This is a genomic window from Hymenobacter citatus (assembly GCF_014333615.1).
Lineage (GTDB): Bacteria > Bacteroidota > Bacteroidia > Cytophagales > Hymenobacteraceae > Hymenobacter > Hymenobacter citatus.
The window spans coordinates 113,094-135,443 of the sequence record NZ_JACSCY010000010.1 but is presented as its reverse complement, the minus strand read 5'-3'; the positions used below and the strand labels follow the sequence as shown (position 1 = coordinate 135,443).

At 56.4% G+C, this 22,350-nt stretch carries 14 protein-coding genes and 2 tRNA genes; 10 read left to right on the top strand and 6 right to left on the bottom strand.

From position 1 onward, the window contains the following. Positions 1–59: 59 nt before the first annotated feature. Positions 60–2,537 carry a T9SS type A sorting domain-containing protein gene (locus tag H8B15_RS13570; RefSeq protein WP_187320227.1) on the top strand — a complete coding sequence of 826 codons (2,478 nt, stop codon included), beginning with the start codon at positions 60–62 and terminating at the stop codon, positions 2,535–2,537. Positions 2,538–2,690: 153 nt separating this feature from the next. On the opposite strand, the gene H8B15_RS13565 is transcribed toward H8B15_RS13570, so the two are convergent. Next, positions 2,691–3,239, bottom strand: coding sequence for an RNA methyltransferase (locus H8B15_RS13565; protein ID WP_187320226.1), 549 nt, complete (start codon positions 3,237–3,239; stop codon positions 2,691–2,693). Between the two features lie 320 nt (positions 3,240–3,559). Here H8B15_RS13565 and mutS point away from each other — a divergent pair, with 320 nt between their 5' ends. Further along, entirely contained in the window at positions 3,560–6,235 is a 2,676-nt protein-coding gene (mutS, locus tag H8B15_RS13560) for a DNA mismatch repair protein MutS (RefSeq protein ID WP_187320250.1), read from the top strand. 101 nt (positions 6,236–6,336) lie between these two features. Here the strand turns inward: mutS and H8B15_RS13555 are convergent, their stop codons facing one another. The 4 genes from H8B15_RS13555 to H8B15_RS13540 all read right to left on the bottom strand — a co-directional run bounded on the left by H8B15_RS13555 (position 6,337) and on the right by H8B15_RS13540 (position 13,284). Next, entirely contained in the window at positions 6,337–8,043 is a 1,707-nt protein-coding gene (locus H8B15_RS13555) for a RagB/SusD family nutrient uptake outer membrane protein (protein WP_187320225.1), read from the bottom strand. A 19-nt stretch (positions 8,044–8,062) separates the two neighbouring features. Then, the gene (locus H8B15_RS13550; protein ID WP_187320224.1) at positions 8,063–11,242 is read right to left on the bottom strand and encodes a SusC/RagA family TonB-linked outer membrane protein; all 3,180 of its coding nucleotides are present in this window, start codon (positions 11,240–11,242) and stop codon (positions 8,063–8,065) included. 250 nt (positions 11,243–11,492) lie between these two features. After that, positions 11,493–12,557, bottom strand: a complete 1,065-nt coding sequence (locus H8B15_RS13545) for a FecR family protein (protein WP_187320223.1) — start codon at positions 12,555–12,557, stop codon at positions 11,493–11,495. A gap of 127 nt (positions 12,558–12,684) precedes the next feature. Then, positions 12,685–13,284 (bottom strand): RNA polymerase sigma-70 factor, encoded by a 600-nt coding sequence (locus tag H8B15_RS13540; RefSeq protein ID WP_187320222.1) that lies wholly within the window; start codon positions 13,282–13,284, stop codon positions 12,685–12,687. Positions 13,285–13,663: 379 nt separating this feature from the next. On the opposite strand from H8B15_RS13540, the gene H8B15_RS13535 reads away from it, so the two are divergent. After that, positions 13,664–13,739: transfer RNA gene (locus tag H8B15_RS13535), tRNA-Gly, on the top strand. 84 nt (positions 13,740–13,823) lie between these two features. After that, positions 13,824–13,906, top strand: a tRNA-Leu gene (locus H8B15_RS13530). A 63-nt stretch (positions 13,907–13,969) separates the two neighbouring features. On the opposite strand, the gene H8B15_RS13525 is transcribed toward H8B15_RS13530, so the two are convergent. Next, positions 13,970–15,007 (bottom strand): LLM class flavin-dependent oxidoreductase, encoded by a 1,038-nt coding sequence (locus H8B15_RS13525; RefSeq protein WP_187320221.1) that lies wholly within the window; start codon positions 15,005–15,007, stop codon positions 13,970–13,972. Between the two features lie 219 nt (positions 15,008–15,226). On the opposite strand from H8B15_RS13525, the gene H8B15_RS13520 reads away from it, so the two are divergent. The 6 genes from H8B15_RS13520 (at position 15,227) to H8B15_RS13495 (ending at position 22,179) form a co-directional block, all read left to right on the top strand. Further along, positions 15,227–15,661: a hypothetical protein gene (locus H8B15_RS13520; protein WP_187320220.1), complete on the top strand. Its 435-nt coding sequence runs from the start codon at positions 15,227–15,229 to the stop codon at positions 15,659–15,661. Between the two features lie 188 nt (positions 15,662–15,849). Beyond that, positions 15,850–16,068: a heavy metal-binding domain-containing protein gene (locus tag H8B15_RS13515; RefSeq protein WP_187320252.1), complete on the top strand. Its 219-nt coding sequence runs from the start codon at positions 15,850–15,852 to the stop codon at positions 16,066–16,068. 87 nt (positions 16,069–16,155) lie between these two features. Then, positions 16,156–17,427, top strand: coding sequence for an efflux RND transporter permease subunit (locus H8B15_RS13510; RefSeq protein WP_187320249.1), 1,272 nt, complete (start codon positions 16,156–16,158; stop codon positions 17,425–17,427). A gap of 162 nt (positions 17,428–17,589) precedes the next feature. Continuing rightward, the gene (locus H8B15_RS13505) at positions 17,590–19,479 is read left to right on the top strand and encodes an efflux RND transporter permease subunit (RefSeq protein ID WP_187320219.1); all 1,890 of its coding nucleotides are present in this window, start codon (positions 17,590–17,592) and stop codon (positions 19,477–19,479) included. A 167-nt stretch (positions 19,480–19,646) separates the two neighbouring features. Further along, on the top strand, positions 19,647–20,891 hold the full coding sequence (locus H8B15_RS13500; RefSeq protein ID WP_187320218.1) for a TolC family protein: 1,245 nt from the start codon (positions 19,647–19,649) through the stop codon (positions 20,889–20,891). 40 nt (positions 20,892–20,931) lie between these two features. After that, on the top strand, positions 20,932–22,179 hold the full coding sequence (locus H8B15_RS13495) for a heavy metal-binding domain-containing protein (protein WP_187320217.1): 1,248 nt from the start codon (positions 20,932–20,934) through the stop codon (positions 22,177–22,179). The last annotated feature ends 171 nt before the right edge of the window (positions 22,180–22,350 follow it).

The window sequence follows — 22,350 nt, the reverse complement described above, 5'->3', positions numbered from 1 at the left end:
GGAGATTCCTAAATTTAGGAACTCCGTTGTGGTATCGAGCTCTCCCCTTATCTGTGTTAATGAAAAAACTATTACTCCTTTCTTTCTTGTCCATAGCCGCTGTTGCGCCTTCTTTCGGGCAGCAGGTAGTGAACTATGTGGGCCCTGGTATTCCGGATACTTGCTATGCCAGTTCCAAGGTGGTGCGCACGCGCGTACTCCCACCGGCCGCTTTTCTGGCAAACCGTCCATCGGCCACCAAGGCCACTATAATTGTTACGTATAAGGACTTTACGCCCGAGGCGCAGGCCGCTTTTCAGTATGCAGTGGATATCTGGCAGTCACTATTGGTGTCCAGCGTACCCATCCGCATCAACGCCACCTGGGAGCCACTCGGGACTGGCGTACTGGGGCAAGCTGGACCAAGCAGCTTGTATACAATCAATGGCGGCGGCGAGCGGATCAGCAATGCCTTGTACCCTACAGCCCTGGTGGAAAAATTGGTAGGTGGGGATATCAATAGAAACGCCCCTGACATCAATGCTAGCTTCAGTAGTACCTTCAACTGGTATCTGGGCACGGACGGCAATACGCCCGCCGGGCAGTATGACCTGGTATCGGTGGTGCTACACGAACTGGGCCATGGCCTGGGCTTTCTAACTTCGAAAGACTATGACGCGACTAGCAAACAAGGGTCTTTGTCGACGCCGCCTAGTATCTATGCCGATTTCATGAAAACCGGTGCCGGGCTAAGCGTAGCCGACACCCGCATCTTTGCCAATCCTTCGGTGGAATTAGGCACGGCCTTCACTACCAATGATTTGTATTTTGATAGCCCCCTAACGCGGGCCGCTAACAACGGGGAGCGGGCGCGTTTGTACGCGCCTACTACGTATGCGGCCGGCTCCAGCCTCTCCCACCTCGACGAAAATACTTACGGTCCCGGCGACCCTAACTCGCTGATGTCGCCGCAGTTTGCCTCGGGCGAAGCCATTCATTCGCCTGGGCCCATTGTGCTGGGTATGTTCAGTGACATGGGCTGGTTTAATACCGCTGTGCGTAATCAAATATTTTATAGCGATACCGAAACGCCTAGTACCTTCCCCGTTACGGTTCGGGTAGATAGCGACGGTACGATTACGCCCGGCTCGGTGAAGCTGAACTATTCCTTCAACGATGGGGCTACCACCACGGTAACGATGACGCCTACCGGCAGCGTCAACGAGTACACCGCTACCATCCCCAATCCCGGCCTTAATGTGCGGGTGAGCTACTATGTAGAGGCTTCCGACAATGAAACCCGACGCATCTACACCGCCCCCGGTCGCAACGCCTTTTCCACGGTATCCAACCGCTACTCGTTCTTCGTGGGGCCCGATGTGGTAGCGCCTACGCTCACGCACACGCCGCCTACCTACCTGTTTGCCAGCAGCCTACCATATACCATCACGGCGCAGGCCACGGACAACATTGGGGTAGCATCCGTAACGCTGGAATACAACGTGAACGGCACGGCCCGGCCTTCTATCACCATGACCAGGGGCACTGGTAACAACGCCAACACGTACACGGCCGTGCTCAGCACCGCCGCTGGCCCTATCACCGCTGGCGACGTTATCAACTACCGCTTGGTAGCGCAGGATAATTCCTCCAATACTAACCGTACTACCCTACCTGCTACTGGTTTCTTTGCGGTGCCGGTGGTAGAAGTGCGCCCGGCGGCCGATATGTACGCCAACGAGTTTGAGCGTACCACGCCTATCGACTTTGTGGGCTTGGGCTTCTCCATTGCTACGCCCGCGGGGTTTGCCAACGGAGCCATTCACTCCACGCACCCCTACGCCAACAATGCAGACTACACGTACCAACTGCTGGTACCTATTCGGGTGAAGGCCGATCCGCAGATTGCGCGGGTGCGTTTTGATGAGATTGTGCTGGTGGAGCCTGGCGAAACCGGCTCGGTGTTCCCCAACGAGGATTTTTACGACTATGTGGTGGTAGAAGGCAGCCTGAACGGCACCACCTGGACGCCACTGGCTCCCGGCTACGATGCCCGCGACAATGCCAACTGGCTCGATTTGTACAACCGTTCAAAAAGTGGCAGCAACTCGGCCGCTGTGGGTACACCGTCCCTTTATGCTTCCCGCACTATCAGCCTACTGGATAAGTACAAGGCCGGCGACGTGGTGCAGCTCCGCTTTCACCTGCACGCCGATGGCGCTGCCTACGGCTGGGGCTGGGCCATTGACAACCTACACATCCAGGACAACACCGTGACGCCGACAGCCCAAGCCCTGCAAGGTGCCGGCGTGAGCCTGTTCCCGAACCCTACGGCCGGGCAGTTCACCGTCCAAACCCGTTTCGATAAGCCAGTAGCCAACCTGGAAGTGGTAGTACGCAACGCCGTGGGCCAGGAAGTGCTGCGCCAGTCGCAAGCCGCCGTGAAAGGCCCGGTGTCCCTACCCCTCGACCTGACCAAGTACGCTAATGGCTTTTACCTCGTCAGCCTAACAGCCGACGGCGAAACTGCCACGCGCAAAGTGATGCTGAACAAGTAGGGGCGCGTTGCCCGTGCCCGTCGTTGCAACACGACAGACCAGCAGCGGCTGCTCCGATTGGGGCAGCCGCTGCTGTTTGTGGTGACCTAAAGTCTGTCATCCTTCGTCGCTGCTTGATGCGCGGAATGCTCAGGAGGACCCACACTTTTCGATTCAAAACGTCACAATCTCATTACTTCCCATCTTCGAGATAAAATCCCACAGCACTACGCCGGCAGCCACACTCACGTTCAGGGAATGTTTGGTGCCGAACTGCGGAATTTCCACGGCCGCATCGCAGAGGGCTAGTACCTCGTCTTCTACTCCAAATACCTCGTTGCCCATCACGAGGGCATAGCTCTGGCCTGGGGTAGGCTGGAAGTCGGGTAGGGGCTGGCTTGCGGTGGTTTGCTCCACGGCTACTACCTGGTAGCCAGCGGCCTTCAGCTGCTCTATGGCGGCCACGGTGGTAGGCGCATATTCCCACGCCACCGACTCGGTGGAGCCCAGCGCCGTTTTGGTGATTTCGCGCTGAGGCGGGCGGCCCGTGATGCCGCACAGCCAGATTTTTTCCACCGCAAAGGCATCGGCCGTGCGGAAGGCCGCCCCTACGTTGTGCAGGCTGCGCACGTTGTCGAGCACCAGGACGAGGGGGAATTTTTGCGTATTTTTGAAGTCTGCCACCGTTAGGCGGTTCAGCTCTTCCATCGAAAGTTTGCGCATTTAGCAAAGGTAGGAACACGCCGCCGGCTGGCGGGTGTTTGCTGAGTTATTAACAAAATACCCATCATGCTGAGCGCAGCGGAGCGAAGTCGAAGCATCTCGCTCGCATTGTTGAGGTAGTTGGATAACATCAGCACGCGAGATGCTTCGACTTCGCTCCGCTGCGCTCAGCATGACGTTCTGATTGCCCTACCCTTTGCGCTCATATTACCCTCGTACTACCCCGCACACCCGTGAAAACGAAATCCGCCGACTCCACCAAAAAGCCTGTTCGCACGCACGGTTCCCTTGGGCCCGCGCCCGTAGCCGATACGCCGCTGATGAAGCAGTATTACCAGCTGAAGCAGCAGCACCCCGGCGCCCTAATTCTCTTCCGGGTAGGCGACTTCTATGAAACCTTCGGCGAAGATGCCGTGAATGCCTCTCGCATCCTGGACATTGTGCTCACCAAGCGCGGAGCCGGCACGCCCTCGGAAGTGCCGCTGGCGGGCTTTCCGCACCATTCCCTCGATACCTACCTGCCTAAGCTGGTGCGCGCCGGCCAGCGCGTGGCCATCTGCGACCAGCTCGAAGACCCCAAACAGGCCAAGGGCCTCGTCAAGCGTGGCATCACGGAGGTGGTCACGCCCGGCGTGAGCCTGCACGACAACGTGCTGGAGCGCCGCCGCAACAACTACCTCTGTGCCATTCATTTCGGGAAGCAGGAAGCCGGCATCAGCTTCCTGGACGTGAGCACCGGTGAGTTTCTGGTGGCCCAGGGCGATGCGGCCTACCTGGGTAAGCTGCTGCAAAACTTCACGCCCGCCGAGGTGCTATTCTGCAAGCGCAGCCGCCGCGAGTTCGAGGAAAACTTCGGCCCCGACTACTGCCATTTCGCCCTGGATGAGTGGGTGTTCGGCTTCGACTACGCCCACGACACGCTCACGCGCCACTTCAACACCACTTCGCTCAAGGGCTATGGTATTGATAATCTGAAGGAAGGCATTACGGCGGCGGGCTGCATCCTGCACTACCTCGCCGAAACCAAGCACACCGACATCGGCCACATCGGCAGCATCGGGCGCCTGGAGGAGGACAAATACGTGTGGCTCGACCGTTTCACGGTGCGCAACCTAGAGCTGGTGCACGCCCAGCACCCCGGCGGCGTGCCCCTCATCGACATCCTCGACCAAACCGTGACGCCCATGGGCGCCCGCCTGCTGCGCAAATGGGTGGTCCTACCCCTGAAGGAGCCCGCCCAAATCCAGCGCCGCCTCGATACCGTGGATGGCTTGCTGCAAAACCCCGAGCTGCTGGCCGAGCTGGACCAATACCTGCGCCAGATCAACGACCTGGAGCGCCTGATTTCCAAGGTGGCCGTGCGCCGCATCAACCCGCGCGAGTTGGTGCAGCTGGCCCGCGCCTTGGAGGCCATCGAGCCGATACGGGAGCTGCTGGCGGCCTCGGAGCTGCGCGCCCTGCAAAAACTGGCTGACCAACTGAACCCCTGCGCGGCGTTGCGCGACGAAATCAAGGCCAAAATCAAAGTCGATGCGCCCTTGCTCATCAACCAGGGCAACGTGCTGAACGACGGGGTAGACCCCGAGCTGGACCGCCTCCGCCGCATTGCGTTTTCGGGCAAGGATGAGTTGCTGAATATTCAGCAGCGCGAGCAGCGCAACACCGGTATTTCGTCGCTGAAAGTGGCGTATAACAAGGTGTTTGGCTACTACCTCGAAGTCTCGAACGCGCACAAAAGCAAGGTGCCCACGGAGTGGATTCGCAAGCAAACTCTGGTGAATGCCGAGCGCTATATTACGGAGGAGCTGAAAACCTACGAGGAAACCATTCTGAACGCCGAGGAAAAGCTGTTTTCCCTAGAAATGCAGCTCTACAATGACCTAGTGCTATCAGCGGCCGAGTCGGTGTCCCAAATTCAGCAAAATGCTCGCGCTATTGGCGTCACCGACTGCCTGTCTTCCTTCGCCAACACGGCCCGCCAGCACCGCTACGTGAAGCCCGTGGTGAACGATGGCACTGTGCTCGACATCCGCGCCGGCCGCCACCCCGTGATTGAGCGCCAGCTGCCGGTAGGCGAAGCCTACATCCCCAACGATATCTGCCTCGACCAGGACGACCAGCAGATTGTAGTCATCACCGGCCCCAACATGGCCGGCAAATCGGCCCTGCTGCGCCAAACGGCCCTCATTGTGCTACTGGCGCAAATCGGCTCCTTCGTGCCCGCCGATGCAGCTACCGTGGGTATCATCGATAAGATTTTCACGCGGGTAGGGGCTTCCGACAACCTGAGCAAGGGCGAAAGTACCTTTATGGTGGAAATGACCGAAACGGCGTCTATTCTCAATAACTTATCGGACCGCAGCCTGGTGCTGATGGACGAAATCGGGCGCGGCACCAGCACATACGACGGCATCAGCATTGCCTGGGCCATTGTGGAGCACCTGCACAACTCACCCAAGGCACGGGCTAAAACGCTGTTTGCCACCCACTACCACGAGCTGAACCAGCTGGCCGACGACTGCCCCCGCGTGCGCAACTACAACGTGGCCGTAAAGGAAGCCGACGGCCGCATTCTGTTCCTGCGCAAGCTCCAGGAAGGCGGTTCCGAGCACAGCTTCGGCATCCACGTGGCCCGCATGGCCGGTATGCCCACAGCCGTAGTGCTGCGCGCCAACGAAATCATGCACCATCTGGAGCAGGAACGCGCCGGCACTGGCCTGGAACCCGACGCCCCTACCGAGTTCGACGAGGTGCTGGCCGGCCTGGATATCGAGCCGCCTACCCCCGAAACGGGCCGCCGCGCCCCCAAGGCCCAGCCCGCCGCGTCCGTGCACAACGCCCCGCGTCCCAGCCTGCAGCTCAGCATGTTCGAGCCCGCCGACCCGGCCCTGGAGCGCGTGCGCGAGCTGCTGGAGAAGCTGGACGTGAATACCCTCACGCCCATTGAAGCGCTGCTGAAGCTGAATGAGCTGAAGCTGGCGGCAGGTAGCAAGTAACCAATCGGCCGTACACAAAAAGCCCCTCGTACTATGGGTAGTACGAGGGGCTTTTGCTTGCTACCCGCTGAGGAGGTAGGCTACTTAGCTAGCAAGGAAATCTAATATCCAGGGTTCTGCTTAAGTTGCGGCGATACATTTATCGCATTCAGCGGGATAGGGTAAATCTTGGTATGGTCGTCGGCGTCCGGCGACTTATCCCACCATGTACCACTATTAAACTTGCCAAAGCGAATCAGGTCAGTGCGCCGGCGGCCTTCCCCGATGAATTCGCGGCCCCACTCGTCCAGCAACTCTTGTTCCGTAAGCACCGCTCCACCTGCACCGTACAGGCTAGATGAGCCAGCAGGGTAGTTCCGGCGCCGCACGGTGTTCAGCAGTTCAGCTGCTGCCGTGGGATTACCTGCCCGGAATCTACATTCGGCCAGCATGTAGTAGATTTCTGCTAAGCGTATCTCGGCATAGTCCGACTCAATTTTGTGCGGGTCAGAAGAGGGGTAAAAAGGATACTTCACCATGAAGATGCCTGAGTTCTGGTCAGCATTGTTCATGTCCGACACCTTATTGGCTGGCACCTGACCAGGTTTTGTGTATTTGAACAGGCCCACCTGGTCGCGTAAGTACAGTGTGTAGCCGCGGGTACTTTTGATGGTGTCCTTGCCGTCGTTATACAGCAGGTAACCTTTCAAAAACATACCCTCGCGAGTGCTATTGCCCAGGTTTTGGTAGTTTTTCAGACGTACGTCATCGGCATACTTCTGAAACTTTACGAATGGCTTCCCCTGCACAAAGGCATATTCCTTATTTTCTACATCGTGGCCCGGTTGCAGTGCGTAGCGCGGGTTACCCCCACCAAAATCGGTGAACTTAAAGTAGTTGACGGGAACGTTGTAGGGGAGTGCCCAGAAGTACATGCCGCCTGTATATTGCCAGTGCGAGCGGCCGAATGAGCCAGGGAAAGCAAAAATAGTCTCCGATGACTGGTCGTTGTTCCAGTCGAACGGCGCGTCCCAGCGGCTCTCGATGGCATACGGGCCGTACTTGCCACTGATAATGTCCTGACACAGGGTCGCGCAATCAGTGTAGTGGTCCTGGTCGATGTACACTTTGGCATTCAGGTAGAGGCGAGCTAGTAGGGCGGCCGCGCCCGCCTTGCTCCAGCGGCCCTGAAACTGCGCGGTACCTTGGTCGCCTTTCGCTAATAGATCTGGTAGTGCCTCCTTCAACTCTTTTTCAATAAAGCTGAAAGCCTCCTGGGGGGTCGATTGGGGCGGACTTGCTGTTTCCCCCTTCACCTTCGTCACAATCTGGATATTGCGAAACAGATCCAGCAGTCGCAGATGGTACCAGGCCCGCATCACGCGCAACTCCGCAATAAGCTGCTTTTGCTCCTCCACGGTCATGTTAAACCGGGCGGGGTCGAGGGCCTGGATGTCTTCCAGGGAGTTTGTTGCCAGCACATTGCCTTGGCTAAGGAGCGTCCAGGTGCCGTTAATGTACCCCTCCTGAATTGTCCAGGTGTGGTAGTGGGCTCTTGCATACTGCCCGCCGTCAAACCAGTCACCCTCCCGGTTAGGAGTCATGAGTTGGTCAGCGCTTAATTCCTGTAACTGGTAGGGTGCATCTTGTATGGTGTTGTACCCGTGCTCGAATGTACGCAAGAAATCACGGTACACGTCGTCTTTAGTTTGCAGAAAGTTGTCGGCCGTAATACGGTCGTACAGCGTTTCATCCAGGTTCGTGCAGCCACTAAACCCAGCAAGTACTACTGCCGCCGAAAGGCCGGCGTATGTTTTAAAGTATTTCATAGGAGGCAGAAAGAGGCGTTTATAGACCGAACTGAAGGCCGAATAGAACCTGCGTAGTAGCAGGATAATACTGGCGAGTACTGTTGATGCCCGGATACAGCCCATTGATGGGCAAAATGTCGGGGTCGCCGCCGGTGTAGCCTGTTATAGTTACAATGTTTTTGGCTGCCGCGTACAGGCGCAACGAGCGGGCATATTTGGAGGTGAATTGAAAGGTGTATCCTATACTCACGTTGTCCAGCTTCACAAAGTCGCCCTTTTCTAAAAAGTAGTCTGAGAGCACACTTGTGGTTGCTGGGTTAGTGAGCTTGGCATACTTACTGTCCCCGTAAGCAGACGTTAGCACGTTGGCGTTGGACTGCGTGGCTGGCGTGCCTATGTAAAACGCCCGAGTATTGAAGGCATCAAAGCCTAGCACGCTTCGGATGAAAATAGAAGCGTCGAAATTCTTGTAAGTGAACCGGTTGCCCAGGCTCAGCGTGTACTTAGGTAGACCGTTGCCTACCACTTGCCGGTCGTCTAGGCTTGCTTGGTTGCCCGGAATGATGTTGCCATCTTTGGAATATACCAGCAAGCGCCCCTGTTCATCTACGCCGGCTGACTTTAGCATGTAGAACGTACCAATGCGTTGCCCTTCCTGCAAACGTTGCGCGTTACCGGGTGAGCCAGGAGAGGGTAGGCCCACTACGTCAATATAGGTTTGGCCTTGGTAGTTGTTATTCGAGAAAGAAACAAACTGGTTGCCGTTGGTAGCCCCGGCAAAGGAGATGTCATACTGAAAGTTTGGCTTGCTAATGATGGGCGCATTTAGCTGCACTTCCACACCCGAGTTATCCAGGGTTCCTACGTTGGCGTACGTGCTGGTCTGCGTATTGGGCGGAATTGGTACGGTATAGCTACCCAACAGGTCTTTGTTGCGACGGGAATAGTAGTTGACGCTACCGGTCAGCTTGCTGTTAAACAAGGCAAAGTCTACCCCAACGTTGAAGCTTTGTGCTTCCTCCCAGCGGAGATTAGCGTTAAGGTTTTGGTTGGGTCCGTATACTTGGTAGTACGTGCCGTTTAACAGATAATATCCAAAACCGGTGTAGGTATTCAGCGACAGGTAGTTGCCAAAGTCCTGGTTGCCCGTCACGCCATAGTCAGCTCGCAGCTTCAGATCATTGATCCACTCTTGGCCATCCAGAAAAGATTCTTCCCCAATGCGCCAGCCCACCGATACAGCCGGGAAATTACCCCACTTGTTACTGGTGCCAAACCTTGTTGAGCCCTCGTGGCGCAAGCTAGCTGAGAAGAGGTATTTGTCTTTAAATGAATAGTTGACGCGGCCGAAAAAGGCAATCAGCTTGGAGTCGTTTTTATAGCTGCCAGCATCGTTGCGTCCAGCTACTTGACCGTACAGGCCGGTGCCAATATTATTATACGTGAAAGCGTCCGATGGAAAATCACGATTGTAGATGGAGTTGCCTTCTGACGAAAAGTACTGATAGGAGTAGCCTGCCAGAGCCTGCAACGAATGTTCTCCGACGTTGAGCGCATAATTTCCAGTCCACTCCAAGCTTTGCTGGTCGCTACGGTTGTAGTTGCGGTTGGCAGAGTTCATACCCCCTTCGTTTTGCAGCGCAAACGTGGAAGTAGAAGGCCGGAAGAAGAAGTCGAAATAGTCAGTAGTGAATCGGCCGTACGTTACCTGCGTGTTCAGGGTAGGCAGAATATTTAGCCTGAACGTAGCGTCGTAGTTCAGGATTTTGCCTTCTGTACCACTCAGCTCCGTTTGCAGGCGCTCTGCTGGGTTGAAGCGACCATCAAATCCACTTTGAATATTATAGTACCGCGTCGGATCATCAGGGTTCCGCACCGGAATGGTAGGGTTCAGTGTCAGCGATTGTTCAAAGCTAGCGTAATCAGCATTGCGGGAGTTAATGTAGCGAGGCGCAAAGTTCAGACCTAGGGAGTAGAGCTTACTGGGTGCATTGTGGTTCAAAGAAATGCGCGCGCCGTATTCCTTCCTGCCTGAGCGCACATCAATACCTTTGGCATCACGATAATCGAGTGTAGCCCGGTAGTTGCTATTTTCTGAGCCACCCGAAGCGGTGAGGGTATGCTTGTGCGAAAAAGCATGATTACGGGAAATTTCGTTTAGCCAGTTCGTTTGGCTGCCGTAATCCGTACCACGTTCCTGCGCCAAGAACTCCTCGGGAGAAAGTACTTTAGGCTGTAAGGTGGCGTAATCGAATGTGGTGTAGGCGTTGTAGAACAGCTGATTCTCCCTGGTTCCTTTCTTCGTGGTCACCACAATCACGCCGTTGCTACCCCGCGTACCGTAAATAGCAGATGCAGCACCGCCCTTCAGTACATCAATGGATTCGATGTCGTTTTGGTTGATGTTTTCCAGGTTGCCGCCCGGCACGCCGTTAATCACAATGAGCGGACCTAAGCCAGCATTACGCGACGATACACCGCGCAACTGCACACTGGGCTGTGAGTTCGGGTCGGCGGCCGAGGTGTTAGCAATGGTCAGACCCGCTACCTTGCCTTGCAACGCCGTCAGCGGGTTGATGGCGGCCACTGTCAGCAGCTCCTTGCTATCGATGTGGGTGATAGTGCTGGTTACCTCTTTCTTATCGAGCGTGCCGTAGCCTACTACCACCACGTTATCGAGCGACTGGCTGTTTTCCTGCAAAGAAACGCGCAGTGTGGTGGTAGCTTCCTGCACCGTCACATCCTGCGGATTGTAGCCGATAAAGCTAAAGGTGAGCACGCTACCCTGCGGCACCGTCAGCGAAAAGTTGCCGTCGGCATCGGTGGTGGTGCCAGTGGTGGTTCCTTTCACTACCACCGTCACGCCGGGTAGGCCCTGGCCATTGGGCTGCGTTACGCGGCCTGATACAGGTACGTCGGCGGCGCTGGCGCTAGTCTCAAGTGGTGCCTGGCTTAGAATCACGCGGCCTTTGCGCACCTCAAACTGTGCCTTGCGCGGAGCAAGCAACTCGTTCAGGACCTTCTCTAATGGCTCGTCTGTCACCCGCAGGGTTACCCGCCGGCTAGAGCCGATAAGCTGCGGGCTGTAGACGAAGTGCACGTCCAGTTGCTTTTCAAGCTGTTTCAGCACCGATTCAATCGTTTGCGATTCCACTTGAAATGAAACATGGCGCTCTAAGAGCACTTGCTGCGCCACGGCTGGACGGGCAATGGCCATGGTAGTCAGTGGCAAGGCTAAAGCAGATTGAATCGCTAGTATCCGGAGGGGATATCCAAAACGCTTCGAAAGAGGTAAGCGGTTTTTCATAGACAGAAAACGATTGCGGTGGAGAGGTAAAAAAAAGTTTATTGTAGTGGTTGTAGAAATGGGCGCGCTATTATGCTGCTTGACAGGTTGGTAAAGCAGTAACTAGTTGAAAAAGAGAAGTATGAAAAGCAAAGTGCCATTAGCGGGTTATGTCAAAAGCTTAAGGCGTACAGCCATCACTGTGGAATAGAATTCGAGCGTTATCAGCAAGCGAATAGCTAGCACCGAGCGCTTTACTCAGCACATCCAGTCGATCGTAGAGCGATTCGGATTCTTGGTAGAAAGTAATGGTGATGGTGCAGTTAGCTACTTTGGCCTCGTCATACACAAGCTCGACTCCGTATGCTTTCTCCAAGGCCTGTAATACTTTGCTGACAGGCTGTTTATCGAAAGTAAAGGTCTGTGGAACCAAGACGACGGGGTTCTGTACTAGCTGTTTGCGCAATGGACGTGGCGTCAGGGCCGAGTACATTACCTGTTGGTTGGGCAGCAGTATAACACCCTCAGTAGCTGGTTGTACTGGGGTAGCACTTAGGTCGGCCCCGCGGCGTAGTTGCACAGACACCCGGCCTTCTTGCACGGCTACCTCATTTTTGCGTCCTGCGTAGGCTTTCACCCGAAAGCTGGTACCCAGCACAGTCGTCACAAGCTGATCGGTGTATACTAAAAAGGGCCGATCGGGATTTTTAGCAACCTGAAAGAAAGCCTCCCCCTGCAATCGAACTTCCCGACGCGAACCTATCAAGCCTGGCCTATAGTGTAAGCTGCTACCTGGGAATAGCGTAACGCGACTGCCATCTGATAGGGTAAGCAATTCGGTCTTTTTTCCCTTGTTGTGGTGCTGCGTCCACTCTACGGCCATCGTACTCGGCGCAAGGGTCGATTTCCATGTTTGGGGTAACACTACTGCCAACGCTACCCCAAGGATGAGTAATGCTGCTGCCAGCCAACGTACCACCGGCATGCGCCAAAAAGAGGTGGAATGGTGAAGTTCTTTACCAGTAAGCGTATGATCAGTGGGCCCATTACCGGAGCGGCCCTGCGTGAGATGCTCAATCTGACGCCACATAGCCGCACGCACTTGCTCCCGTTCAGTGGGTGGTAGAACGAAGTTCTCTGGCTCCCCAAGTTGATTGCTCCACTGCTCTATCAGCTCCCGTTCGCCGGGCTGGCTGGTGCCGTCGAGGTAGCGTTGGAGCAGATCTTCAAATTCAGCTTCAGTCATAGGGGTAGGGCCGAGGTAGGCGTCTAAAAAGGAAGACGCCTACCTCGGCCCTACCCCTAAAGGATAGACAAACTTTTTTTTGATACGCTATTGCCCTAAGTGCCGGTGCTTGCCTACATAGATGCTCTCAGCGGATAAAAAGCAGGAAGGGCGCCAGCATAACCATAAACTCTCGTAAGTACAGACGCAACAACTTCAACGATTTAGTGAGGTGATACTCAACTGTTTTCGATGTGACGCCCAAATGTGTTGCGATTTCCTCCACGGACTGATGTTCCAGGCGACTCAGCCGAAACACCTCCTTCGACTTCTCAGGCAGAAGCTCCACACTCCGTAGAAGCGCAGCCGACAAATCACTGGCATCCAGCGATTCTTCCGTTTCGTGCGTTGTCTCTATTTGTACGGTATGGCAGTAAGTAGCGTAATGCGTTCGGACTCGGTAAGCACGAATGTAGCTTAGTACCCGATGGTTGATGGCTGCCAGCAAGTAGTGGTCTAATTGTGCAATTGTCTGTTCAGTCCGCTTGTGCCAGAGCGCGGCAAATAACTCCTGTACTAACTCCTCCGCTGTTTCCCTCGATTTTAGCTTACGGTAGGCTAATGCAAACACCCGGTACCAGTACCGTTCATACACTTCAGCAAAAGCTCCTCGGTTGTCTAGCGCTACTGCTTCCAATAAGGCAGCATCGGTCCAAGACGCATAAAACCGGATAGACGAAGAACTCACAAATAGAGATGAGAAAGAGGAAAAGTACGGAAAGAAAGATAAGGTGGTATGATAAATATACTGATTTATAATAAAATAGTAATACCGCAAAAGGTAGTCTATCTACCCTAAGCGCCAACACATTTGGATAATACAGGAAGGGTAAATTGTATATATAGCAATAAAAATATGTTTAGAAGATATGCAGGTACTTGAGCAACCAGAAGATGGAGGTACCTAAATCTTTCCATTTTTATTGAAATTTTTCTGCTTGAAAATCAGCTGAAAACAGCTTTTTTGCAGTGGAATAGAAGGCTTTTTTACGGCTAGCACTTGACTTCAGAAATTCTTCTACTACCTTTGTCACATCAAAACGCCGGTAACGGTGTCGAGACTAAAAGCGAGAGTAGCTCAGTTGGTAGAGCGCGACCTTGCCAAGGTCGAGGTCGCGAGTTCGAACCTCGTCTCCCGCTCCAAACAAAAAAGACGTTGCTTTACCAGCAGCGTCTTTTTTGTTTGCACGTAGTAAATAATTGCTGCTGGTAGGTGTAACTACTTGAGCCAGAGTGGTGTAATGGTAGCCACGAGGGACTTAAAATCCCTTGTCTTCACGGACGTACGGGTTCGAGTCCCGTCTCTGGTACTAATAAAAAGCCCTTTCATTGTAAAATGAAAGGGCTTTTTTGTGTCGCTTCTGCTGCTGTTTCTAACCTACTACTGCATCAAGCGGCTGGCGATTTACTACCCGAAGCGTATCGGCAAGCAACTGGTAGGAATACACGCGTGCTTCGTGGTCGAAGATATTGGAGACGGCCATCAGCTCGTTGACTTGCGTGCGGTCAACGAATGCTTGGAGCTCTGCTTGTAGCGTAGCTTTGCTGCCAATGAAGGAATAGGCCAACATCTGCTCGACCATATGCTGCTGGGCCGGCGACCAGAAGGGCTGCATGTTTTTCACGGGCGGCTGTAATGGAGCAGGGTGGCCGGCTACTACGCTCAACATGAATCGTTGCAGAGAAGTAGACAGCCATTGCGCCTGATCATCGGTGTCGGCTGCTACTACGTTTACGCAGGCAATAACGTAAGGTGAGGCCAGCGCGGCAGAAGGGCGGAACTGCTGCCGGTAGATTTCTAGAGCGGGTAGCAACTGTGCCGGTGCGAAGTGGCTAGCGAAGGCGTAGGGTAGGCCCAACTCTGCTGCCAGGTAGGCGCTATCGGTGCTGGAACCCAGGATGTAGATTGGGATGTCGAGGCCTTCGCCTGGCATGGCGCGTACGGGACTAGAACTGTTGGAAGCAGAGAAATAGGTCTGCAACTGCTGAATATCGCGTGGAAAGTCCTGCGAGGCCCCAAAACGGCTGCCCCGAATGGCTTGGGCCGTGCGTTGGTCGGTGCCGGGGGCGCGGCCCAGGCCCAGATCAATGCGGCCGGGGTAGAGCGAGGCCAGCGTGCCCATTTGCTCGGCCACTACCAGCGGCGCGTGGTTGGGTAGCATAATGCCGCCCGAGCCTACCCGCAACGAGGTAGTGCCCCCGGCAATGTGGCCAATTAGAATAGGTGGGGCTGAGCTGGCCACGCTCACCATATTGTGGTGCTCGGAAAGCCAGTAGCGCGTGTAGCCCATGGTCTCTACCTGCTGGGCCAGGTGCAGGCTATTGCGGAAGGTATCGGTAGGGGTGCTGCCAGCAAGGATGGGCGCCAGGTCCAGCACGGAAAAAGCAACGGAAGAAGTATCGGCTGTCATAATTCGGAAGGAAAAGGAGGCTGGCGGAGAGGACCGCAGGCAAAGCCTCATGAGGGTTGTACCTGCTCAACAAAAAAGAGGCGCTACCGGTTGCCGGAAACGCTACGGGGCTGGATGTAGCCAAAGAGCTGTACCATGCCAGCACGATTCCATACCTGCACAACCGGAACTGCTTGCTTATCTTTGCGGTTGAGTACCGGGCACTACCCCGCATACCTTATGTTCCGACTTTCTGCCCTTGCGCGACGTCTGACGGCAGCTACTTTCCTGGTAGCCTTCCTCAGCATGTTCGCGGGGCGGTGCTTCTGCGGCCCGGTGAGCAGTGAGGTGAAAGCACCCAAGATGACGTGCTGCACCAAGATGGCCGGCAAGCAGTGCGAGGGCATGGGCAAGGCAAGCCATCCGTCTGGCAGCACCGACAAGTCGGATTGCGAGACGCCGGTAAAGACCTTCTTTGCGGCGTTGGCCGGTCCGCCTAGCCACGATGTTGGGGTAGGAGCCCCGCTGTGGTTGGCCTTGCCGCCTACCTTCAACTTTGAGTTTGCGCGTTACGTGCGCTGGGAACAAGCCCGGCCGGTAGCCCTGGTGCCCCGGCGCCACCTGAAGCCGAAGATTCCGGATATCCGGGTCTTCACCCATTCCCTGACTATTTAAAGTCGATTTCGCACGCGCTGCCGCCGTGGGTCTAGCTCTGCTATGCCCACGGCGGCAGCGCGTTTTTGCGCGCTAATGCGTCGTAGCAAGCAGCTGCCAGGTAGCTTCCTTTCGTGCTTCTTTATACGTTTCTCATTCATTTTCAACCTTTTTCACTTACAATGATGAAATCTGCATTCCTTTCTTTTATGGCTGCTGGCCTATTCCTCGTGAGCAGCTGCGGTGCCGACAACAAGCCTGTAACGGTAGGCGCCGAAGGCCCTGGCGACAACATGGAAACCACTACAACCGATACCACGGCTACCCCCGCCACCGCCGGAACCTATGTGTGCCCCATGCACCCCGAAGTGACCAGCGAAAAACCCGGCGACTGCCCCAAGTGCGGTATGGCCTTAGTGAAACAATAAAGTAGTTACTGGCTGATGGCTGCTAGCTATTGGCTTCTGTTCAACAAAAAGCTAATAGCTAACCGCTATCAGCCAACCGCTTACAACATGGTAGAGAAGCTCATCTCCTTATCGTTGCGCAACCGGGTGCTGGTGCTGCTGCTGGCGGCCGGGCTGTTTGGGTGGGGCGTGTACGCCCTGCGCCGCAACCCCATCGACGCCATTCCGGACCTCTCCGAAAACCAGGTGATTGTGTTCACGGAGTGGAGCGGGCGCAGCCCCCAGGTGCTGGAAGACCAAGTGACCTACCCGCTGGTATCGAACCTACAGGGGATTCCGAAGGTGCGGAATATCCGGGGCGCATCAATGTTCGGGATGAGCTTTGTGTACCTGATTTTTGAGGACGATGTGGATCTGTACTGGGCCCGCTCGCGGGTGCTGGAGCGCCTCAACTACGCTCAACGCTTGCTGCCCCAGGGCATCACGCCCACCCTCGGCCCCGACGGGACGGGAGTAGGGCACGTGCTCTGGTACACCCTAAAAGCGAAGGGTATGGACCTGGGTGAGCAACGCGCCTTGCAGGATTGGTACGTGAAGTTCGCCCTACAAACCGTGCCCGGCGTGAGCGAAGTGGCCTCATTTGGCGGCTTTCAGAAGCAGTACCAAATCACCCTCGACCCCACCAAGCTCAACTACTACCGCATCCCGCTGCCCGACGTGCTGCGGGCCGTGCGCGCCAACAACAACGATGTGGGCGGGCGCAAGTTTGAGATGAGCGACATGGGCTACATTGTGCGCGGACTGGGCTACATCGAGAATATCCAGGACGTGGAGAACATGCCCGTGGGCACCTACCAGTCTACCCCCATCCGCATCAAGGACGTGGCCACCGTGCAAATGGGTGGCGACCTGCGCTTGGGTATTTTCGACGTGAATGGCGAAGGTGAAGCCGTAGGCGGCATTGTGGTGATGCGCTACGGCGAAAACGCCGACAACGTCATCAACGCCGTGAAAGCCAAGATGCAGGAGGTGGAACGCGGCTTGCCGCCGGGCGTGAAATTCGACATTGCCTACGACCGGAGCACGCTCATCGAGCGGGCCATTGCCTCGGTGCGCGGCACGCTGGTGGAGGAGATGGTGACGGTGTCCCTCATCGTGCTGCTGTTTCTCTTCCATGCCCGCAGTGCGCTCATTATCCTCATTCAAGTGCCACTGTCCATTGCCATTGCCTTCATTCTGCTGGAGGCGTTTGGCGTGTCGTCCAATATCATGTCGCTCACCGGTATAGCCCTGGCCATTGGGGTGATTGTGGACGACGGCATTGTGGTGGTGGAAAATGCCTACCGGCATTTATCGGAGGCGCAGAACCCCACCCCCTAGCCCCCTCCCCTCCGGGAGAGGGGGAACTAGCTTTTAATTTCTAATTCCAAAGAACCTGATTTTACTGCCTAAAAGCCTTCAAAAACTAGAGCTAGTTAATCTAGTATTAGTCCCCCCTCTCCCGGAGGGGAGGGGGCTAGGGGGTGGGGTAATCGTTGACACATGACCAGCGAAGAACGTAACCGAATTATTGAGCGGGCCTGCCAGCAGGTAGGGCCGGGCGTGTTCTACTCGTCCATTATCATCGTGGTGTCGTTTCTGCCGGTGTTTTTGCTCACGGGGCAGGAGGGCAAGCTGTTCGCGCCGCTGGCTTGGACCAAGACCTTTATCCTGCTGGTCGATGCCTTTGTGGCCATTACGGTAGGGCCGGTGCTGGTGAGCTTCCTACTGAAAGGCAAGCTGAAACCGGAGGGTAGCAACCCGGTAGGACGAGTGTTGGAGCGCGTGTATGCACCCGTGTTGGCGTGGTGCCTGCGCTGGCGCAAAACCACGTTGGGCCTCAACCTCGTGGCCCTACTCATCAGCATTCCGATGCTCCTGAGCTTGGGCACCGAGTTCATGCCGCCGCTTGATGAGGGTAGCATCCTGTTCATGCCCGTGACCCTGCCTGATGTATCGAACCAGGAGGTGAAGCGCATTTTGCAGGTGCAGGACCGCATCATCAAGCAAACGCCGGAGGTGGCGCACGTGCTGGGCAAGGCGGGTAGGGCCAACACGGCCACCGACAATTCGCCGCTGTCGATGATTGAAACCATTATCCTGCTGAAGCCCCGCGACGAGTGGCGCGCCGGCATGACCAAGGCCAAAATTGTGGACGAGTTGAACCAGAAGCTCCAGATTCCGGGCGTGGTGAACGGCTGGACGCAGCCTATTATCAACCGCATCAACATGCTCTCTACCGGCATCCGCACGGATGTAGGCGTGAAAGTGTACGGCCAAAACCTGGATTCCATCTACCGGCTTTCCACCCAAATTCGGCAGCACTTGGCGGGTATCGACGGCGTGAAGGACTTGTATGTGGAACCCATTACGGGCGGCAAGTATCTTGATATCAAAGTGAAGCGAGACGAAATTGGGCGCTATGGATTAAGTGTAGACGATGTGAACCTGCTGGTGGAATCGGCCTTGGGTGGCATGGAGTTGACCACCACCATTGAGGGTAGGCAGCGCTTCAGCGTGAATGCCCGCTTTGCCCAGGACTTCCGCAACAGCCTACCTGCCTTGCAGCGCCTGCAAGTGCAGACGACCAGCGGCCCCATCCCGCTGTCGGCGGTGGCCGATATCCGGATTGCGGAAGGCCCGCCTATGATCAACTCCGAAAACGCCCTGCTGCGCGGCACGGTGCTGTTCAACGTGCGCGACCGGGACCTGGGCGGCACCGTGGCCGAAGCCCGGCAGCGCCTGGAAACCATGATGGGCAAGCTACCCAAAGGCTACTTCCTCGATTGGAGCGGACAGTACGAAAACCAGCTCCGCGCCACCCAGACGCTCAAATTTATCCTGCCGTTGGTGCTGGTCATCATTTTTGGGGTACTCTACTTCACTTTCGGCTCGCTGAAAGAAGCCTTTTTCAACCTGGTCACAGTGCCGTTTGCGCTGATTGGCGGCGTGTTCATCGTGTATTTCTATGGCGTGAACCTGTCGGTAGCGGTGGCAGTGGGCTTTATTGCGCTGTTCGGGTTGGCCGTGGAAACCAGCATTCTGATGGTGATTTACCTCAACGAAGCTATGCAGAAGCTGGTGGCCCGCAAAGGCAACTCCCGCGATACTATCACGCCCGCCGACATTCGGGCGGCCGTGATGGAAGGCGCCGCCCAGCGCCTGCGCCCCAAAATCATGACCGTGTCAGTGTCCTTGTTCGGGCTGGTGCCGGTGCTGTGGTCCACGGGGGTAGGGTCCGATGTGATGCTACCCATTGTGCTCCCGCTGATTGGTGGCGTATTCACGTCGTCGATTCATATTCTGCTGGTCACGCCGGTAGTGTTTGAGATGACCAAGGAATACGAGCTGCGCAAACACGGCCAGATGGAAATTCCGGTGGCCCGGCATTAAAGATAAAGAGAATAAGAACGTCATGCTGAGCGCAGCGCAGTCGAAGCATCTCGCGTGCTCCCGCTAATTCCTACCTGTTAGTAGCTGACATCAGCACGCGAGATGCTTCGACTCCGCTGCGCTCAGCATGACGCCCTTTTTCTGCATGACATCATACAGTTGATACCATGAAACGCCTCTTGCTTTTCTTCCTCTTCTTACCCCTCGCCACCCAGGCCCAACTGCCGGAGACGTTGCCGTTGGATACCCTGCTGGCGCGGGTAGAGCGTGTGCATCCGCGCCTGAAGCAGTACGATGCCCAGGCTAAAGCTGCCGATGCTTATGCCGCCGGCGCCCGGGTGTGGACGGCGCCCAGGGTAGGAGCCGGCCCTTTCATGGTGCCGTATAGTGCCAACCGCCGCGGTGAAGATATGGGCATGCAGTCGGGGGGCTCGGTGATGGTGATGGCCGAGCAAGGCCTCCCGAACCGTGCCCGCCAGCGCGCCAACGAAAGTTACCTGCGCAGCCAGGCCAACGTGGAACGCGAAACCCGCGCCTACACCCGCAACCAGCTTCGTGCCGACGTGAAGCAGAACTACTACGACTGGCTGATGCTGCAAAAGAAGCTGCACGTACTAGAAAAGACCGAGCGCCTGATGGAGTTTGCCCTTCGCAGTATCGAACTACGCTACAAATACGGTGGCGAAAAGCTCAGCGACGCCTACCGCGCCCAAGCGGCCATACAGTTGCACCACGTGGAGGAAATGGAGCTGGAAGGTCAGCTAAAGGAGCGCCGCGCCAACCTGAACACCCTGCTGGTACGCGATCCGCAAACCTTATTCTACATCGACACCACCTACCACCTGCGCGCCCTCGACCGCAGCCTCGATACCACCGAGCTGTCCCAGGCCCGTAGCGACGTGCGGGCCTTGGATCAGTCGCTGGTGCGCAACCAGTTGCAGCAGCAGTTGGAGCGCACCGCCGCCCGGCCCGAGTTCAGCGTGCAGGCCCAGCACATGCAGGGCTTGGGTAGTATGCCGAACCAATACACGGTGCTGGGTACTATGTCGGTGCCGTTTGTGCCGTGGGCTTCTCGGCAGTATAAGGCCAACGTGGCGGGTATGCAATTGGAGAATCAAGCCCTGCGCGAGCAGCGTGCCGATTTGCTCAACCAAGCTGCCGGCAAGGTGGAAGCTCTGAATGCCCGTCGCCGCGCCCAGTACGAGCAGGTCCTACTCTACCAGCAAAACGTGCTGCCGGCCGTGCTCAAAAGCTACCGTGCTACCCTGCTCGCCTATGAGCAAAACACCGAAACCTTCTCGGCGGTGCTGCAAGCCTGGGAAACTCTGCGCAACACCCGCCTCGCTGCCGTGGATCAGGAGCAGCAATTGTTGCAGCTACAGGTGGAGTTTGAGCGCGAGCAGGAGCAGTAGGAAGTAAAGAGGTAAGACAAAAGCCGTCAGCGGTTTGTATATGAATAAGAAGAAAAGATGGCAGGTGCGTTTGTATCTGCTGGTGCTTCTGGCAGGCCTATTTTGGATGGCCGCCGGGTGCTCCACCAAACAGCAGGCCAAGCACACCCACGCCACAGCCGAAGAATACTACACCTGCCCTATGCACCCCGAAGTAGTGCAGGACAGCCCCGGCAAGTGCCCGGTGTGCGGCATGTTCCTGGTGAAGAAAACTACCGGCCCGGCCGTCGATGCCGACACCAGCGCCCTACCCACTCCCGCCGGCAGCGCCGCCCTACCCGCCGATGTGCAACTGGTGCACCCAACAACCAGCGCCGAAGCCACGACTATCACCGCCCCCGGCGTCATCAGCTACGACCCGCGCCAGTTCGAGCGGGTGGCGGCCAGGGTAGGGGGGCGCATCGAGCGGCTGTACGTGCGCTACCGCTTTCAGCCCATTAAAAAAGGTCAAAAGCTCTATGATATCTACAGCCCCGAGCTACTCACGGAGCAGCAAAATTTGCTTTTCATCTTGAAAAACAAGCCCATTGACCAAACGCTGCTAGCATCGTCGCGGCGCAAGCTGGAGCTGTTGGGCCTGACGACGGCGCAGGTGCAGGCCATCGAGAAAAGCGGCCGGCCGCAGTTGCGCATCAGCGTGTATAGCCCGGCTGATGGCTATGCAACAGAGGTAGGGCCAGAAACTGAAGCTAACAACGCCTTGGAGCAAGCCGGTCCGCTAGCCATCCGAGAGGGTGACTACGTGCAACCCGGCCAGCCCGTGTTGCAGCTCATCAACACCGCTACGGTGTGGGCCTTGCTGCAAGTATACGCCGCCGACCTGGCCCGGGTGCAACCCGGCCAGGCCGTGGAAATTACGCTGAGTGATGCGCCCCAAGCCGCGCCGCGCCGGGGCAAGGTAGCGCTGGTAGAGCCACTCATCACCAGTAGCGCGCCTACGGCCACGGCCCGCGTCTACCTATCAAACAGCGGGCAGCAACTCAAAATCGGGCAGCTTGTAACGGGCCGAATTCAACCCGCCACGCAGGCTAGGGGCCTGTGGGTGCCCACCGCGGCCGTCCTCGACCTGGGCACCCGGCAAGTCGTTTTCCGGCAACAGGACCATCAGCTACAGCCCGTGGCGGTGGTAACGGGTGCCCGCGCTGGCAACCAGGTGCAAATCACGCGCGGCCTGACTGCCCAGGATCAGATAGCCGCCAACGCGCAGTATCTAACAGATAGTGAAAGTTTTATTGAACCAGTTCTGTAAATAGTCGTCTGCCGGTCCGACGCCGTAGGCGTCCGACCGGTCGTCGTTGAACGAGCTTCGTGCTGACGTCTACCAATGAATGCAGGCGCCCGCAACGATGACCGGTCGGACGCCTACGGCGTCGGACCGGCAGACGACCTAGCAGACAACGACACCCATTCTGCGAGAAAA

Coding starts and splice junctions, on each gene's coding strand:
- H8B15_RS13500 (WP_187320218.1), top strand. CDS start 19,647: ATGAAACGCCTCTTGCTTTTCTTCCTCTTCTTACCCCTCGCCACCCAG.
- mutS (WP_187320250.1), top strand. CDS start 3,560: ATGAAGCAGTATTACCAGCTGAAGCAGCAGCACCCCGGCGCCCTAATT.
- H8B15_RS13555 (WP_187320225.1), bottom strand. CDS start 8,043: ATGAAATACTTTAAAACATACGCCGGCCTTTCGGCGGCAGTAGTACTT.
- H8B15_RS13525 (WP_187320221.1), bottom strand. CDS start 15,007: ATGACAGCCGATACTTCTTCCGTTGCTTTTTCCGTGCTGGACCTGGCG.
- H8B15_RS13570 (WP_187320227.1), top strand. CDS start 60: ATGAAAAAACTATTACTCCTTTCTTTCTTGTCCATAGCCGCTGTTGCG.
- H8B15_RS13565 (WP_187320226.1), bottom strand. CDS start 3,239: ATGCGCAAACTTTCGATGGAAGAGCTGAACCGCCTAACGGTGGCAGAC.
- H8B15_RS13515 (WP_187320252.1), top strand. CDS start 15,850: ATGGCTGCTGGCCTATTCCTCGTGAGCAGCTGCGGTGCCGACAACAAG.
- H8B15_RS13505 (WP_187320219.1), top strand. CDS start 17,590: ATGACCAGCGAAGAACGTAACCGAATTATTGAGCGGGCCTGCCAGCAG.
- H8B15_RS13520 (WP_187320220.1), top strand. CDS start 15,227: ATGTTCCGACTTTCTGCCCTTGCGCGACGTCTGACGGCAGCTACTTTC.
- H8B15_RS13495 (WP_187320217.1), top strand. CDS start 20,932: ATGAATAAGAAGAAAAGATGGCAGGTGCGTTTGTATCTGCTGGTGCTT.
- H8B15_RS13550 (WP_187320224.1), bottom strand. CDS start 11,242: ATGGCCATTGCCCGTCCAGCCGTGGCGCAGCAAGTGCTCTTAGAGCGC.
- H8B15_RS13510 (WP_187320249.1), top strand. CDS start 16,156: ATGGTAGAGAAGCTCATCTCCTTATCGTTGCGCAACCGGGTGCTGGTG.
- H8B15_RS13545 (WP_187320223.1), bottom strand. CDS start 12,557: ATGACTGAAGCTGAATTTGAAGATCTGCTCCAACGCTACCTCGACGGC.